The sequence below is a fragment of the Providencia sp. PROV122 genome, from assembly GCF_028482365.1.
GTDB classification, from domain to species: domain Bacteria; phylum Pseudomonadota; class Gammaproteobacteria; order Enterobacterales; family Enterobacteriaceae; genus Providencia; species Providencia stuartii.
The window spans coordinates 154,941-171,396 of sequence record NZ_JAMPQI010000002.1; the positions used below are offsets into that span (position 1 = coordinate 154,941).

12 protein-coding genes are annotated in these 16,456 nt (G+C 39.5%); 8 read left to right on the forward strand and 4 right to left on the reverse strand.

All coding sequences use genetic code 11. From position 1 onward, the window contains the following. The first annotated feature begins 2 nt into the window (after positions 1-2). The 5 genes from PSE69_RS02335 (at position 3) to PSE69_RS02355 (ending at position 5,624) form a co-directional block, all read left to right on the forward strand. Complete coding sequence (locus PSE69_RS02335) at positions 3-278, forward strand: helix-turn-helix domain-containing protein (RefSeq protein ID WP_004926910.1); 276 nt, start codon at positions 3-5, stop codon at positions 276-278. Between the two features lie 127 nt (positions 279-405). Then, complete coding sequence (locus tag PSE69_RS02340; RefSeq protein WP_004926913.1) at positions 406-918, forward strand: fimbrial protein; 513 nt, start codon at positions 406-408, stop codon at positions 916-918. 85 nt (positions 919-1,003) lie between these two features. Next, positions 1,004-1,753 carry a fimbrial biogenesis chaperone gene (locus PSE69_RS02345; protein ID WP_014656789.1) on the forward strand — a complete coding sequence of 250 codons (750 nt, stop codon included), beginning with the start codon at positions 1,004-1,006 and terminating at the stop codon, positions 1,751-1,753. Positions 1,754-1,767: 14 nt separating this feature from the next. Next, the gene (locus tag PSE69_RS02350; RefSeq protein WP_272674927.1) at positions 1,768-4,236 is read left to right on the forward strand and encodes a fimbria/pilus outer membrane usher protein; all 2,469 of its coding nucleotides are present in this window, start codon (positions 1,768-1,770) and stop codon (positions 4,234-4,236) included. 227 nt (positions 4,237-4,463) lie between these two features. Next, entirely contained in the window at positions 4,464-5,624 is a 1,161-nt protein-coding gene (locus tag PSE69_RS02355; protein ID WP_004926924.1) for a fimbrial protein, read from the forward strand. 88 nt (positions 5,625-5,712) lie between these two features. Here the strand turns inward: PSE69_RS02355 and PSE69_RS02360 are convergent, their stop codons facing one another. The 4 genes from PSE69_RS02360 to sbcD form a co-directional block, all read right to left on the reverse strand. Further along, on the reverse strand, positions 5,713-6,015 hold the full coding sequence (locus tag PSE69_RS02360) for a hypothetical protein (RefSeq protein WP_004926928.1): 303 nt from the start codon (positions 6,013-6,015) through the stop codon (positions 5,713-5,715). Between the two features lie 464 nt (positions 6,016-6,479). Continuing rightward, positions 6,480-7,079, reverse strand: coding sequence for a nitroreductase family protein (locus PSE69_RS02365; RefSeq protein ID WP_004926931.1), 600 nt, complete (start codon positions 7,077-7,079; stop codon positions 6,480-6,482). A gap of 275 nt (positions 7,080-7,354) precedes the next feature. Next, positions 7,355-11,032 (reverse strand): AAA family ATPase, encoded by a 3,678-nt coding sequence (locus PSE69_RS02370; RefSeq protein ID WP_121874726.1) that lies wholly within the window; start codon positions 11,030-11,032, stop codon positions 7,355-7,357. Next, entirely contained in the window at positions 11,029-12,246 is a 1,218-nt protein-coding gene (gene sbcD, locus PSE69_RS02375; protein ID WP_102957334.1) for an exonuclease subunit SbcD, read from the reverse strand. The genes PSE69_RS02370 and sbcD overlap by 4 nt, the downstream gene beginning before the upstream one ends. Before the next feature lie 283 nt (positions 12,247-12,529). Here sbcD and phoB point away from each other — a divergent pair, with 283 nt between their 5' ends. From phoB to brnQ, 3 genes are all read left to right on the forward strand, one after another. Beyond that, positions 12,530-13,219 (forward strand): phosphate regulon transcriptional regulator PhoB, encoded by a 690-nt coding sequence (phoB, locus tag PSE69_RS02380; protein ID WP_014656785.1) that lies wholly within the window; start codon positions 12,530-12,532, stop codon positions 13,217-13,219. A 19-nt stretch (positions 13,220-13,238) separates the two neighbouring features. After that, on the forward strand, positions 13,239-14,555 hold the full coding sequence (gene phoR, locus PSE69_RS02385; protein ID WP_004926950.1) for a phosphate regulon sensor histidine kinase PhoR: 1,317 nt from the start codon (positions 13,239-13,241) through the stop codon (positions 14,553-14,555). A gap of 540 nt (positions 14,556-15,095) precedes the next feature. Then, positions 15,096-16,421 (forward strand): branched-chain amino acid transport system II carrier protein, encoded by a 1,326-nt coding sequence (gene brnQ / locus PSE69_RS02390; RefSeq protein ID WP_004926953.1) that lies wholly within the window; start codon positions 15,096-15,098, stop codon positions 16,419-16,421. The last annotated feature ends 35 nt before the right edge of the window (positions 16,422-16,456 follow it).

Genomic DNA, 16,456 nt, shown 5'->3' on the forward strand with positions numbered 1-16,456 from the left:
ATATGGAAAATGAAAGATATAAATATTCATTGTCTGTTGGGCAAAGAATAAAGTCACTGAGATTGCAAAATGGTTGGAGTGGAGAAGCATTAGGTAAAATAACAGGAATAAGCCAACAGCAAATTTCTAGATTTGAACGTGGAGTTAATAGAATTGATGTCGAATCATTAGCAAAATTTGCTAATGCCTTTAATGTAGATATCGTCGTGTTATTGTCTGATTATGACAAAACTATTTACGATAAAAATATATTTGTCGCGAATACTTTAGTTATTTAGTTATTTAGTTATTTAGTTTTTGGAATGTTGTCTTAAATGGATTTAGCTCTTACTTAAATGTGTAGTCAGTTGTCCTTATTTTTAATAATAAAGGATTGGAATTGTTTTATCTTAACAAAGGTTAAATATGAAAAAATCACTTTTAGTTTTATTCATTGCATCGTCAATTTCGGCATCAGCATTAGCGGCAGATGGTACTATTACGTTCAATGGTGAAATCACTGCAACAACTTGTGATGTCACTACGGGTAATGGTGGTGACTTCACAGTCACTCTGCCAACAGTATCGACTACTGCATTGAGTTCTGCTGGTGCAACAGCAGGTAATACATCATTCACTATCGAACTGGCTAACTGTAGCGTTAGTGGTGTTGATGTAGCAGCAAACTTCGAAAGTTTGACAAGTGGTGATGCAGTAACTGGTAATCTTATCCCAACAACTGCACCTGCTAACGTACAGATCGGTTTAGCAGACCAAGCTGGTAACGCTGCGAAAGTAAACGGCGCGCCAGCAGGTAGCCAGCCAATCGTTAATGGTGCAGCTACATTGGCATACCAAGCATTCTATTATGCGAAAGATGTAGTAACCGCTCCAGGTGCTGTTACAGCACAAGTTAACTATACATTGACTTATCCATAATAAGTTAATTCTGCCGGGGGAATCATTCCCCTGGCAGATCAATAAAAGACTAAATTATTACAACTTAGAGTAGGGTTAGGTCATTATGATAACTAGGCTATCTATCATAAATAAAATCGTTTTATTTATTTCATTATTCATTGTATCAACATCCATGTATGCCAGCGTTATTATTAATGGCACTCGTGTTATATATAATGAAAAATCTAAAAGTAAAACAGTACAGTTGGTTAATGATAATAAATGGCCAGCTTTGGTGCAAGTTTGGCTAGATAATGGAGATCCTAATGAGTTACCTGAAAATATTAAAACTCCATTTTCAATTACACCACCGATATTTAAAATGTCTGCTGGAGCAGGTCAAAATTTAAGGTTAACTTATCTTGGTGATTCTTTACCAAAAGATAAAGAGTCTATTTTTTATTTGAACGTGTTAGAAATTCCACCTGAGAATGAAGATACTGCTTCTCAAAATAAGAATACAATGCAAATTGCCATTCGAACAAGAGTGAAATTATTTTATCGACCAACAGACATTAAAATGCCTGCACAGGTTAATGAAAAACTTTCTTTCTCAATAAAGAAAACGGCAAAAGGAAATGAGTTGCTTGTTAAAAATAACTCGCCATGGTTTATTACTTTTCAGGATGTTACATTATCTGAAGGGAATAGAAAGTTAAGCTTAGAAGGGAATATGGTTGCGCCATTCTCTGATATTTATCTGAATAGAGGAAAAGGTGTAGCAATACCCAATGATTTTATTAATGCAAAAAAAGTTAGCTACTCAGTCATTAATGATTATGGTGGCTTAGATTCCTACGAGTCTAATTTATAATAAATGGTATTGCTATGAAAATAAAATTACTTTTTGTTCTTGTTTCTTTGTCTTTAGGGTATGGTAGATTTGCATTAGCGGTAGAAGAAAACCAAAATGAAAAGAAATACTCTTACAATGAGGGGTTCTTATTAGGTAATGCTAAAGATATATCAATAGATAAATTAACAGAAGACCAAATTACTCCAGGTAATTGGTATGTCGATTTATATTTAAATAATGAATTTCTTTATAATAAAGAGATTAGATTTTATGAAAATGAACAGGGACGTGTTGTTCCTTGTTTAACCAAAGAAGATGTTGATGGGTTTAACATAAAACCAGAATATTTAGGGCTAATAGAGTCTAATGGTGAATGTGAAGACTTAAAATCATTATCAAAAGATGTTCAAGTTAATTTAAAGCAAGATATATTACGATTAGATATTTTAATTCCTCAAGCAATGGTGGAATATTCAGCACGTGGCTCTGTACCAATCAGTGCTTTTAATGAAGGGGTTCCTGCTTTTTTTATGAACTATAACCTTAATGGGTATAGTACTCGTAGTCATGGTAAGGACGAACATTCTGCTTACGGAAATATATCGGCTGGGCTTAATTTAGGCTTGTTTAGAATTCGCCATCAATCTAATTTGCAATACAATGAAGATGATAAATTTCATCATGAAAGCATCAGAACGTATGTTCAGAGAGCTATTCCACAAATAAAAAGTGAATTAACGGTTGGGCAATCTTTTACCGATGGAAGCCTATTTGATAGCTTTTCGTATACCGGTGCTGAATTAGCGACTGATAACCGAATGCGTCCACAATCAATGCAAGGGTTTGCGCCAACAGTTAGGGGGGTTGCAAATAGTAATGCTCGGGTAAGAATAATACAAAATGGTTTTGTAATATACGAAACGAATGTCTCTCCCGGTGAATTTACGATCAATGACCTTTATGCAACAGGTTATGGCGGTGATTTAACTGTTGAAGTGACTGAAGCAAATGGCAGTGTTTCCACGTTTGTCGTGCCATTCTCAACGGTACCAGGTTTATTAAGGCCGGGTCAGATTGATTATAGCATTGTGAGTGGTAAGTTACGGGGTGATCATACTTCTTCCGATATTTTTGCTCAATCAACAATAAAATATGGTTTAAGTAATATTCTAACGCCATTTGCAGGGGTGCAGTACTCCAATAAATACCAATCTGGGTTATTAGGTTTTGCGGTTAATACACAAGTCGGTGCATTTAGCTTTGATATGGCAAGCTCAAAAGCTGAATTAGACAATAAACGTACTTATAACGGTGCTCGTGCGCGAGTCACGTGGAATAAAGACATTAATGCCACTGGTACAAATATTGCGTTAGCTGGTTACCGTTATGAATCGCAGAACTATTTAAGCTTATATGAAGCAAGTTCTTATCGTGATAGTTATTTGTTTAATGGCGAAAGCATTAACCCAAGACGTTCCCAATATGTATTAACGGTTAACCAAAATTTAGCGGATTATGGTACTGTGTATGTCAGTGGTTCATTGCAAACTTGGCGTGATAATTTGCCAGATACTAAGCAATTGCAAGCTGGCTATATGAATAACTTTAAAGGTATTGGTTATAGCTTTACCTATATAAAAATGTATCGAAATGGCGATCAGGGTGGAGATAATAACTATATGTTTAACGTCTCTGTACCATTCTCACTTTGGTATCCAGAACAGAATACGTTATTAAGTAGCTCCATAACACGTTCTGATTCAGATCATCGTTGGTCAAATAATACGACAATTAGTAGCTCTTTCGGTGAAGATAATTCTATTTCTTGGAACGCGACAGCGAGTGATATTGGTAATTCAAACAGTAGCTTCTCTGGAAATATTCAGAAAGATTTCTCTTCGGCTTCTGTAAACGCGGGTTATTCACAAGGTAATAATTACAAGTCATTATCGGTGGGAGCAAGTGGTGCATTAGTGGCTTATCAAGGTGGCGTTATTCCATCTCGTTATTTAAGTGATACTTTTGCGATTGTGGAAGCTAATGAAGCGGAAGGTGCATCAGTAGCCTCATGGAGTAATATTGTTATTAATGATAGCGGAAAAGCCGTTGTACCTTCATTAGTACCTTATCAATATAATACACTGTATCTTAATACAGAAAATATGGATACAGATGTTGAATTAGATAATAACTTAGCCAAGATAGCACCTTATGCAGGGTCTGCGGTATTAGTGAAATTTAATACACAAAAAGGTAACAACATTACTTATCGTATTATTTTACAAGATAAAAAAGCAGTGCCGTTTGGTGCCGATATTTATGATGAAAATAATAATAAGATTGGTTTAGTTGGGCAAGGTGGCTTAGTACATTTTAATTCTCAATCTGAACAAGGAACAGTTATTGTTAAATGGGGTGAAGGTAGTCATCAACGTTGTAAGTTTGATTATAACATCTCAAGTAATAGTTCTATTTCTGAATCTGTTTGTTATTTTTATTAAGGTTGTATGTTGTTTAAGAAGAAATGATTTCTTAAAGTGCTACTGTGCCTTATTTAATTTACGGTTTTTAGGGTTAATAAGTTCCGATACTTTTCTAAAATATGAAAATTAGTATCTTTTAAAGATTAACTATTCAGTATTGGGCTTATTAATCATTATGTTTTTTATTAATTTACCCATAAGTTTTTAAAAAAGACTTATTCGTTAACAAGTATTTTGGGGGCGTTATGTTTATATCTAAACGAGCCATAACATCAATTGGTTTTATGATTTTATTTTTCGCTGGAACAGCAAATTCCACTTGTATTATCCAAAATGGTGGGATACCTGGAACACAAGTGAGTATTGGCTCTAAGGTTGACGTCAGTATATATGGGTTACAATTTCAGCCTGCTGGAACAAGAATTGCTTTTGATTCTATAACGAGCACTCAAATGGCATCATTAATGGGCGCTCCGCCAGATCGTGTCGTTTTTAAATGTGATATCGCTGATGCATCCTCTATTTTTGAAATATACTATTTACCTAAAACTTATATTTTCGATAACGCCGCTCCCGCGTTTACGTATGACAATATAAAATATTGGGGAACGAATATTCAAGGAATGGCTTTTGAACTATTTCTAGGTATGAATAGAGATGCTTCATATCAATTTGATAATGTGGTGAATGCGAAGCCTATGGCATATGACATAGATCCTGATAACCCACAAAAAATTAATATTAAGCTGAAACATTTTTCGGGTCTTTCTATTGAACAGGTTCGCTCTCAGCAAAATGTCAGTGGTAACTCGTTAGGTACCGTTGGGGTCGTTAATAGAGGGGTTGTTGGGTTCAAAGGCCCTGGGATCAATAATACGATAAATAATAACTATGAACCCGCAGGCTACACTTTTTTTAAAATACGTCAGCGTCCAGTCGGGGGACGTCAGGTTACAACTTGTGGTTTGAAATCGTCGACATCAACCGTTTATTTAGGTAGCCATTCATCAAATGATATTCCATCAACTCCTACTCCTTTTTCTTTCACATTAGAATGTCAGAAAGGGGCTAAAATTAGTTATGGTTTTGCACCTGGTGAAGAAAATAGGGCTATGAATGAGGTTGACTATTTATTATTAGATCCTAATTTAGGCTCGACAGCAAAAGGGGTCGCGATAGAAATATTAAATTCATCGGGGCAGAGAAATAAACTACTTCGTTTAGGAGCAATTGATTCACCAATTCCTACAGCAAATAATTGGACTAGCGTTTCTGTGCCAACGACAGGCGCTGCAACACATGAGCTGCTATTAAACTTTACGGCACGCTATGTTCGTTATGGAACTGAGCCAATTAAACCAGGTAAAGCAAACAGTAAAATGACCATAACGTTAAATACTAATTAAATTTAACTATCAAATAAAAGCTTAGTTAATTTAGTATCGTTGAAAGAGTTAGCAAGATTTCGCTAACTCTTTTAATAAATAAAGAGCATTAATCGTAGGTCACATTTAGAGTGGGTTTATTGTTGAATTGATTATATTCGACTTTTACAAAATCAGAACTGAGTTTTTTGGCATTTTTAAGTGAACTGGTTTTGGTGATATTTTTACCATTGCGGAAACATTCAAGATCAATTTGTTCGCTACTGGATACTTTAACTGCGCATTGTGGCTCATAGACATAGCCAATAAAAGTAATGGTTCCACCTCCGATTCGATTGGTTGCAGCATGGGTAAAAGTAAAACTGGAAATGAGTAAAGCAGTCACTGTTACAATTGAGGATAAACATTTCATTGCTTCTACCTCCTAGTTGAACTAGCGCTAGTTAAATAACACGAGTAGCGCGTTACAAAATTCTCACTGACTAGTTTAGTTCAAATACGAGTAAAAAATATGATTTATGCTAATAAAATATCGATTTTATTTAGTTTATTTTGTAACAGTATGAAATTTAAACGAATTTATTTAGTGCAATATTCTAAAAAGATGGCTAAAAATAGATAGATACCGACAATAAGTCGGTATCTAATAGAGATTATCAATATGAAATTTTATTAGATTGCTATTAATTGATTTTATATTCTAAAGGATTAGCGTTTGATAGCATGGGTTGTGGAATAACTAATTGATATTGCATATCAATAATAATCGGATCCCTTGGTGTTGGCTGGTATTGAAAAGTGATATATCACATTATTTGGCAGGTGATTTGCCCTTGTTTTAATCAACAAGGGCTTTTTATTCGAATTTTATTCTGATTATTTAAAGATTTTGAAACGAATTTCATCATCCATAAAGTCTTTATCACCCGCAGGAGCATTAATTGACCCAAATACCATTTGAGCACGTAGTACCCAATTATCAGGTGTTCCCCACTCTTTTTGTACCTGAGTATCAATGAGTGGATTATAGTGTTGCAGTGATGCCCCGACGTTTTCTTGCGCTAAGGCTGTCCATACCGCAAATTGTGCGATACCGCTGGCTTGTTCTGACCAGATTGGGAAATTGTCGGCATAAAGTGGGAATTGCTCTTGTAAGCCTTTCACGACCGCCATATCTTCGAAAAATAAGATAGAGCCAGCACCCGCAGCGAAGCTATCAATTTTTTGTTCAGTAGCTGCAAATGCCTGTTCTGGCACGATGGCGCGCAATGTTTCTTTGGTGATGTTCCACAGTTTTTTATGCTCTGCGCCAAATAAGATCACAACACGTGATGTTTGTGAGTTAAAAGAAGAAGGTGAATGTTTTACTGCTTCTTTAATTAATTTTGTAACATGCTCTTCAGAAACTGGTAATGCATCGCCGAGGTTATAAATAGTGCGACGATTTTTAATCATTTCAATAAATGCGTTTGACATGTGAGTCTCCTAGCTATTTGTTAAGTATTACTATAGCGCTGTGAAGGGAAAATCATAGAAAAAAAAATTAACGGTAAGGTTCAAATTTTTCGGCTGAGTCAATTTAATTGTTTTTTATTAAAATCAATTAAATACAAATTGTTATTTTTTATGATTACATTGGGGAGCATCTATCAGCCCTTCATGATAGAAAATTGAAAGAAATTTTTGATTGATGTGGTAAGGCGCTTTTATCTAGGAATGTCTTGTTCCTATGATAAAGCGCCATTTATATTTTAACGGATACGATATCGGCTAGGTAATTCACTAAAGCCAAAGCCGTTGGTCTTTTTCACGGGGATCTGTACAGAAATTCGCTCTTTCATCGCTTCAACATGGCTAATTACCCCAATCGTTTTTCCGGATGCATTCAGGCTTTCTAACGCATCTAAGGCAATATCTAATGTTTCAGGGTCGAGTGTGCCAAAGCCTTCGTCGAGAAATAAAGACTCGAGTTGAGTTTTGTTACTCACCATATCCGATAATGCGAGAGCAAGCGCTAGGCTGACTAAGAAACTTTCTCCGCCAGAGAGGGTTTTAATATCCCTGATAGTATCGGCCTGCCAGCCATCAATCACTTGTAATTCCAGATCCGCATTATGATTACGTTTTAGCAAATAGCGACCATGTAGCTTATCCAAGCGCAGGTTAGCGAGAGAAATGAGGCAATCAAAGGTTAACCCTTGCGCGTAACGGCGGAATTTATCTCCTTCTGCTGAGCCAATCAGTTCGCAGAGATATCCCCAATCTTCATAGTGGGATTGGCTCTGCTCGATTTCTTGTAATAAGCCACGTTGTTGGTGACGTTGTTGTTTGTCTGCTTCGAGTTGGCTGAAGATCTGCCCCTGTTGTTTATTGAGATTTTTAATCTCCTCATCAAGCTGAATAATTGCTTGCTGCCACTCCTCCAAGCTTACCTCAATATGATCATCGGGCTTTTGGGCCAAATGTTCTTGTCGTGCGCGCTCACCTTCTTTATAACGGGTTTGCGCTTGTAAACGTGACTGGAGTAATCGTTGTTGCAATTGTTCAAGTTGCAGCTTTTCATCCGGCGATAATAGTGCGGCTAAGAATGCTTGCTGTGTTGCAAATGGGCTAGTCGAAAGGGCATGCTCGAAGCGCTGCTGTGCTGTGGTTAACTGATATCGTGTCTTTTCTATCGTCGTGATGACCTCGTTAAGGCTGCCTTTTAGAGAAGCTAAGTGTTTTTCATGATGCGTGACCTGCTCATTAAGTTGTTGTTGCTGATGAGCCAGTTTGTTTTGCTGATCTTGCAATCTACCCATAAATTGTGAAATAGATTGCCCATCAAGTAATAGCTGCCGTGCCGCCTGTTTTTGTTCAACCTGTTGTTGTAACTGTTGCAATTGCTGTTGCGTATTTTCTAGCCGTTTACTTAAATGGGTTTGTTGAGCTAACTCAACTTGCAACGTCGCCTCAGCGACCGCTATTTTTTGGCTAATATCTTGTGCACTTTGTTTTTTCGCAGCATATAGCTGACCACGCTGCTCTAGTAACGTAAACCACTGTTCAAAACTTTCGCTTTCAGGCAACCTAAATTCAGCCAAAGCCTCGTGGAGCTGTTGCTGCTGCTGATTATGGCGCTGTTGGTGTACGACATGCTCTTTTTGTGTTTCATCAATAAGTTGGTGCTGATGCTTAATTCGTTCAGTAAGCAAGGCGAGCGAGGATTGTTGCTGTTTATTTAATGACTGCTGCTCATGTAATCGGTGTTTAAGTTGTTGATATTCACGTTCGAGGGCGGTGAACGCCTGTAATGACTGCTGTTTCTCTGATAACTGTTTTTGGATATCCGTGAGCAACTGCTCTACGGCAGCATGAGTCGTGGTCAGTTCAGGGGTGAGAGCCTTCTGGCACGCGGTCATCCATTGTGTTCGCAGTTGACGCTCTTGAGCTATAAGCTGCTGTTGTGCCTGTTGATTTTCTGCTTGGCGCTGCATTTCTCTTTGCAGTAGCGACTGTTGAGTGACTTGCGTTTGCTTAAGCTCTTCTAACTGTTTGGTTAATGCGATTAAGCGCTGTTCAGTTTGCGTTGGCTCTACAGATTGATATTGTTCAATTGCAGGGTGTTCGGTAGAGCCACAAAGTGGGCAAGGCTCACCCGCAATAAGTTGTTGGCGCTCCTTTTCTAAACTGACGATTTTCTGCTCTAAGCGTAACCGCGCATTCAAATCTGTTAAATGAGGCTGAAGGTGCGTAATTTGTATTTCAGTTAGCTGGAGCTGCTTTTCAGCCTGAGAAATTGATTGGGTTAGCTCCTCTTGCTGGTGTTGTTTGATTTTTAATTGGTTTTGCTGCTCTTGCCATTGAGATAACAATAAAGGTAAAAGTTGGGCATGTTGTGATCTGGTGTGTAGCTGTTCTATTGATTGATTAAGTTGTTCAATATCTTGTTTTTCTTGCCACTCTAGATAGCGACTTTCAACGAGTTGATATGCCGCAGTATCCTGTTCAAGTTGGTGCTGCGTTTGGGCATTTTGCTCAATTTGCTGTTGTTGCTCGCTAACTAATGCTGACTGCTCTTGTTGCAGTAGTTGTTGTTTTTGCTCTAAGGCTTGTACTTTTTGACTCAATTCATCAATAAATTGACCTTGTTGCCGCCATAAACCTATTTGTTGGGTAATAGCCGCATCTTGGGGATGTTGCTGTAGGTAATGTTCAATTTGCTGTAACTCTTCACGGTCCAAATGAGCTTGATGTTGGGTTCGAGTAATTAAGCTGTGCTTCGATTGATATTCCGTGTGATATTGCTCTTTTTGTTCTGAAATTTCTTTAATCTGTTGGTGTAGATGAAGAATCGCATTATCTAATGGGCGAACGTGGGTATCGATCAACACGGTTTGCTGCTGAACATAATTTTGGTGCTGGCTATGCTCATGTTGGACTTGAGCAAGTTGTGCTTGTAAAGGCGCAAGTTGTTGAGTGTTATTTTCACTCTGTTGTGAAAGGCTCTGTTGCTTCTCTAATAATTCATTTAATGCCTGTTGTTGGCGTTCCACATCCTGCCATAAAGGACGCAAATTTTCGGCAGGCAGATTGTCTGAGAGTTTTTTAAACTGAGGCTCAGCGTCTTGATATGCCTTTTCAGCCCGCTGTTGATCAAGCTCTAACTGATGTAAGCGGGCAGTTAACTGTTGTTGGCGTTGCTGCCAATATAACGCTTGTTGGTTTTGCGTTCGTTTTTGATTAAGCTGCCTTTCTTGGTCTGCTAATACGGTTTGTTGTTCGATGAGGGCTTGATGTTCGCTTTCGGTGAGCAAATGAATGCTTTGCGCTCGAGCTTTTAAAATCTCTAAATCATTTTTGACCTGTTTGTGCTGGCGATAGATATAGCTGGATATTTGACTATAAATTTCCGTGCCGGTGATCTCTTCTAACAGATCGGCTCGCTCTTTTTCGCTCGCATTTAAAAAGGCGGCAAAATCCCCTTGTGAAAGCAAAATAGACTTTGTAAACCGTCCGAAATCTAGCCCTGTGATCTGAACAATTTGTTCTCGTATGTCACTGACTTTTTCCGCAATGATTTTGCCGTCACTGACAGTCGCTAGCTCGGCTTTTGGCGGTTGTAATTTTCCTTCTGGCTTGTTGCTGGCTCGTCGTTGGCTCCAAAATGCGCGGTAAGCGATACCTTTGACCTCAAATTCCACCTCAGCCAAACACTCGCCAGTATGGCGTGTCATAAGCTCATTCTGTTTAACGGATAGCGTACTTAAACGAGGTGTTTGGTGATAGAGTGCGAGACAAATAGCATCTAGTAAGGTGGTTTTACCTGCTCCAGTAGGGCCTGTGATCGCAAACAATCCTTGGCTAGCAAACGGCTCTTGGGTGAAGTCAATTTTCCATTCGCCTTTTAGAGAGTTAATATTTTTTAGGCGTAGACTTAAGATTTTCATGAATTTCCCTCTAACTCAGCACGCAAAGCGTCATAAGATTGCCTAAAGAGTACTAATAAGCGCTGCTCTTTTTCTTTATCATCTAGCGACTCTTCCGCTAAACGACGCAAAAATACCTCTTCGGCGGTAAGCTCATTTAAGGTTTCATTAGCGAGAGCTTGTTGGGGGTTTTGTGGTTTACGTGCACGGCGTAACAATACAACTTCAACGGGTAAGCCTTTGATAATACTTTCGATACGTTGTTGGATATCAGCAAGATAGTCCTGTGAAGCGACTTCGATATCTAACCAAACTGGGGGCGTATCTGGCTTGATAGAGAGTGCATGTAACTGATTTTGAATGTCTGCAAGTGACCCTTTTAGTGTTTGCAAAGGTTGAAAAGTTGGGATCGCAAGTTGGTGGATTTGCGACAGTTCGCGGCCATCAAACTCCACTAAGCAAACACTTTTTTGTTGGTTCGCTTCATCAAAGCTTAATGCAATCGGTGAACCAGAGTAACGAATATGTTGCTGTTGACCAATAACTTGCGGACGATGAATGTGCCCCAAGGCGATATAGTCAGCCGGAGGGAAAGCGGCAGAGGGAAATGCGTCTAAAGTACCAATATAGATATCACGCACAGAGTCCGTCAATTCAGCCCCGACAACCGTTAAATGCCCCGTTGCGATAATTGGGATATCTAACCCCATAGTTTGCCGCTGCTGCTCGGCAAGCTGATAGCTAGCTTGGTAATAGTCACGAATGGCTGTTTGTAATGATAGCTGCTTCTCTTCACTGCTCTGTCCTGCAACACTTAATTGAATATCTCTAGGGCGTAGAAAAGGGATCGCACACAACAGTGCTCCGGGTTGCCCTTGTGCATTCTTTAATGTGATCACATGGGGCGTTGCTCCTGAAGTGACGACATCCGTATTCAAATAGGCAAGCAGTGAACTGGTTTCATTTAAGACGGAAACAGAGTCATGGTTACCACTTAGGATCACCAATTGGCAGCCTGTTTGCTGTAGCGAGACGACAAATTGATTATAAAGCTCACGGGCATAACTTGGGGGGGAGCCGGTATCAAAAATATCTCCCGCAACAATCATGGCATCAACTTGATGAAGTTTAACCTGCTCAATAAGCCAAGTTAAAAACTGTTGATGTTCGGCTGCGCGGCTTTTAGTGAAAAAATACTGGCCAAGGTGCCAGTCAGAGGTATGGATAATACGCATGAAGGCCCCTTCCTACGACTTTATATGTATACTATGCTCAGTATACCCTATCATGACCCTTTAAGGGGATCTCTGAACAAGCAGACAATTCAATGTGATAACGATAGGCGAAGCAGCAGGCGCGACGATGTAAAGTATGACGAGAATGTTTCACTTAAATGACAATTTACCGCTAATATAGAAAGGATTATTGTTATTTGATGACGGTATTCATAATTCTGTCATAAAAGTGACGCATAATGCTTTCACTTTTAATGATCTCTTCTTATTTACAGGATTAATCATGGCAAGACGCATTCTAGTGGTTGAAGATGAAGCGCCCATCCGAGAAATGGTTTGTTTTGTATTAGAGCAGAATGGTTTTCAGTCGATTGAAGCTGATGATTATGATTCCGCCATCGCGCAGTTAGTTGATCCATTACCCGACCTTGTTTTATTAGATTGGATGATCCCTGGTGGTTCAGGCATTCAAGTGATTAAACACATGAAACGTGACAGTGATACGCGCGATATTCCTGTGATGATGTTAACCGCAAGAGGGGAGGAGGAGGACCGCGTAAAAGGCTTGGAAGTGGGGGCGGATGATTACCTAATAAAGCCGTTTTCACCCAAAGAGCTTGTCGCTCGTGTGAAAGCCATTCTACGCCGTATTTCCCCGATGGCAACAGAAGACATTATTGAAATGAACGGGTTAACACTAGACCCAACGTCTCATCGGGTCAGCAGTAATGACACTCCTATTGATATGGGGCCGACGGAGTATAAGCTGCTGCATTTCTTTATGACTCACCCTGAACGAGTATATAGCCGCGAGCAGTTACTCAATTATGTATGGGGAGCGAATGTGTATGTTGAAGATAGAACGGTTGATGTGCATATCCGCCGCCTCAGAAAAGCCTTGGAGGCTGAAGGGCATGATAAAATGGTTCAAACAGTGCGTGGTACTGGTTATCGCTTCTCAGTGCGTTACTGATCAATAACAGGAGATACCAGTGCTTGAACGCCTATCATGGAAACAGCTAATTTGGGGGCTGTTTTTATTCATCTTACCTGCATTAATCTTATCGATTTTTATCGGCCATCTTGCATGGCTTTTAGTCATCTCATTGACCGCAGCGCTGATTTGGCACAGTTATAACTTGATGAAGTTGTCATATTGGTTATGGCTTGATCGGAGCATGCTGCCCCCTGATGGTAAAGGCGGCTGGGAGCCAATCTTTTATGGGATCTATCAGCTTCAGCAGCGCAACCGAAAACGTCGGCGTGAATTAGGGCAGTTGATCAAACGCTTTCGCAGTGGCGCAGAATCTCTCCCTGATGCTGTCGTAATGATGACTCTTGAAGGGAATATTTTTTGGTGTAATCGCCATGCTCAACATTTATTAGGTTTTCGCTGGCCGGAAGATAGCGGGCAACCGATTTTTAATTTATTACGCTATCCAGATTTCAGCCGTTATTTTACATTACAAAACTATGAACAAGCGTTAACGATAGAGCTAAACAGTGGCGCTATTGTTGAATTTCGTGTCTTACCTTATACCGAAGGTCAGCTATTAATGGTTGCGAGGGATGTCACGGAAAAGCGCCGATTAGAAAAAGCACGTAGAGACTTTTTTGCGAATGTCAGCCATGAACTACGCACACCACTAACGGTGATCCAAGGTTATCTTGAAGTATTAGATGATCAAGAAAATGCCTCAGCTGCCAACAAAAAAGCGTTAACGGTAATGCAAGAGCAGGCGCATCGAATGGATAATTTGATTAAACAACTGTTACAGTTATCTCGCATTGAAGTGGCGCCTCATATTAATTTAGATGAGCAGGTAAATATTCCTGTAATTTTAAAAATGATTGAACAGGAAGCGATGAGTTTAAGCCAAGGGCGGCAACAGTTTAAATTTATGGTTGATGAAAAGCTGTATGTTTACGGTAATGAAGAGCAGCTTCGTAGTGCGGTGGCTAACTTGGTCTATAATGCCATTATGCATACACCGGAAGGGACAACGATCCAAGTCAGTTGGCAGAAAACACATAATGGGGCACGTTTTGGCGTTGCTGATAATGGGTTGGGGATCCCCCCAGAGCATATTCCACGTTTAACTGAACGTTTCTACCGTGTTGATAAGGCGAGGTCTCGCCAAACAGGGGGAGGAACGGGGCTTGGTTTAGCGATCGTCAAACACGCTTTGCAGCATCATAATAGCCAATTAATGATAACCAGTCAGTTAGGCAAGGGGAGCGAATTCTCTTTTACCCTGCCTCCTGTATTGATCGTATCAGACAAAAAAACAGCTAAAACACTTCATTAAAGACGTGACATACCTCGATGAGGGCGGTAAACAGCCGTTCTTATCGACCCAATCCAACATATCATTATCACCGCCAGATATGTCGCTCCTTCTTATTTAAAAAATGAATCTCTCTATATTTGTGATGGGTTATTAAAAATTTCTGTTTTCTAAAAAACCTATATTTCGCTTTGCAAAACCATAATCGATTTAAAAGATAAGATAAATAATGGTTTAATTGGTTGTTTTTTGTTCAAATCATATAGCGCATATTCTTATTTTACTGACAGTAATCACTAGTTATAAAAAATACTTTAGAGATTTATTCTTGTTTTTAGGTTTGCTATTGCCTTTTTTCCCTATAAAAGTTTTACTTGTAGCCAGTTATTGGCGATTTTTTCTGTTTTTTGATTTTTAATCTTGCCTGATGTGATAAATCGTACACATTGTATTGTTTATCAACTTGTTAATTAGAATTCTATACCGCCATTTATAATTCAAAGAGTTACTGATTAGTTACTCTATATTTTCTAACACTGTTACAAAGATTTAACATAAAATATGGCTCATCGTTTAACATCCAGAGATATTCTTGCCTTAGGTTTTATGACCTTTGCGCTCTTCGTTGGTGCTGGAAATATCATATTTCCACCAATGGTTGGCTTACAGGCTGGCGAGCAAGTGTGGACTGCCGCGCTAGGCTTTTTGGTTACAGGTGTGGGGTTGCCTGTTTTAACCGTTGTGGCATTAGCCAAAGTGGGTGGGGGTATTGAAGCCCTAAGTACACCTGTTGGTAAAACGGCGGGGCTATTGCTTGCTGTTGTTGCTTATCTGTCCGTTGGCCCGCTATTCGCCACGCCTCGCACTGCGACGGTTTCTTACAAAGTGGGGATTGCACCGCTACTTGGTGGCGAATCAGATATATCATTATTAATTTATAGTGCAGTCTATTTTGTGCTAGTCATCGGTATTTCTCTATACCCAGGTAAACTACTGGATAGTGTAGGTCACATACTGGCACCTGTAAAAATGTTAGCCCTTGCTATCCTTGGTGTTGCGGCTGTGCTTTGGCCGGCAGGTCAACCTATGTTATCAACAGATGAATATCGCGATATGGCTTTCTCAAATGGCTTTATCAATGGCTATTTGACGATGGATACATTGGGGGCAATGGTTTTTGGTATCGTGATTGTTAATGCGGCCCGTTCGCGAGGTATCGAAAATTCCTCACTACTGACCCGCTATACCATGTGGGCGGGGCTGATTGCGGGAGTGCTACTGACACTGGTTTACCTTTCACTATTTAAATTAGGTGAAAACAGCGCATCCATTATTCCAAACCCTCAAGATGGTGCTGATATTCTGCATGCCTATGTTCAGTATACATTTGGTAACTATGGTAGCTTCTTCCTTGCCGTATTGATTTTTGTTGCCTGTATGGTGACGGCTGTTGGTTTGACCTGTGCTTGCGCGGAGTTCTTTAGCCGCTATGTGCCAATCTCTTACCGCACGCTAGTCTTGGTACTTGGTGCATTCTCCATGGTCGTTTCTAATCTTGGATTAAGTAAACTGATTGCGTTTTCTGTTCCTGTATTAGTGGCGATTTACCCACCTTGTATTGTGCTTATTTTATTAAGCTTTACTTTAAAGTGGTGGCGTAACCCAAGTGTGGTGATTGCCCCAACCATGTTGACCAGTTTTATTGTGGGGTTAATTGGTGCAGCGAAAGCGTCAGATCATCTGAAAACGTATATTCCTGATTGGATGACTGGAATTCCGTTATATCAACAAGATTTGGCATGGTTATTACCATCATTTGTGGTGTTAATTGTAGCGGCAATTTGTGACCGAGTGATCACACCCGCAGCCGAACATAAACAAGCCTAAAAATATCAATATTCAATAATAGAAAAAGGAGCTTA

Bases quoted from the DNA above. Each gene is read 5' to 3' on its own strand.
- PSE69_RS02335 (WP_004926910.1), top strand. From the start codon at position 3: ATGGAAAATGAAAGATATAAATATTCATTGTCTGTTGGGCAAAGAATA.
- PSE69_RS02340 (WP_004926913.1), top strand. From the start codon at position 406: ATGAAAAAATCACTTTTAGTTTTATTCATTGCATCGTCAATTTCGGCA.
- PSE69_RS02345 (WP_014656789.1), top strand. From the start codon at position 1,004: ATGATAACTAGGCTATCTATCATAAATAAAATCGTTTTATTTATTTCA.
- PSE69_RS02350 (WP_272674927.1), top strand. From the start codon at position 1,768: ATGAAAATAAAATTACTTTTTGTTCTTGTTTCTTTGTCTTTAGGGTAT.
- PSE69_RS02355 (WP_004926924.1), top strand. From the start codon at position 4,464: ATGTTTATATCTAAACGAGCCATAACATCAATTGGTTTTATGATTTTA.
- PSE69_RS02360 (WP_004926928.1), bottom strand. From the start codon at position 6,015: ATGAAATGTTTATCCTCAATTGTAACAGTGACTGCTTTACTCATTTCC.
- PSE69_RS02365 (WP_004926931.1), bottom strand. From the start codon at position 7,079: ATGTCAAACGCATTTATTGAAATGATTAAAAATCGTCGCACTATTTAT.
- PSE69_RS02370 (WP_121874726.1), bottom strand. From the start codon at position 11,032: ATGAAAATCTTAAGTCTACGCCTAAAAAATATTAACTCTCTAAAAGGC.
- sbcD (WP_102957334.1), bottom strand. From the start codon at position 12,246: ATGCGTATTATCCATACCTCTGACTGGCACCTTGGCCAGTATTTTTTC.
- phoB (WP_014656785.1), top strand. From the start codon at position 12,530: ATGGCAAGACGCATTCTAGTGGTTGAAGATGAAGCGCCCATCCGAGAA.
- brnQ (WP_004926953.1), top strand. From the start codon at position 15,096: ATGGCTCATCGTTTAACATCCAGAGATATTCTTGCCTTAGGTTTTATG.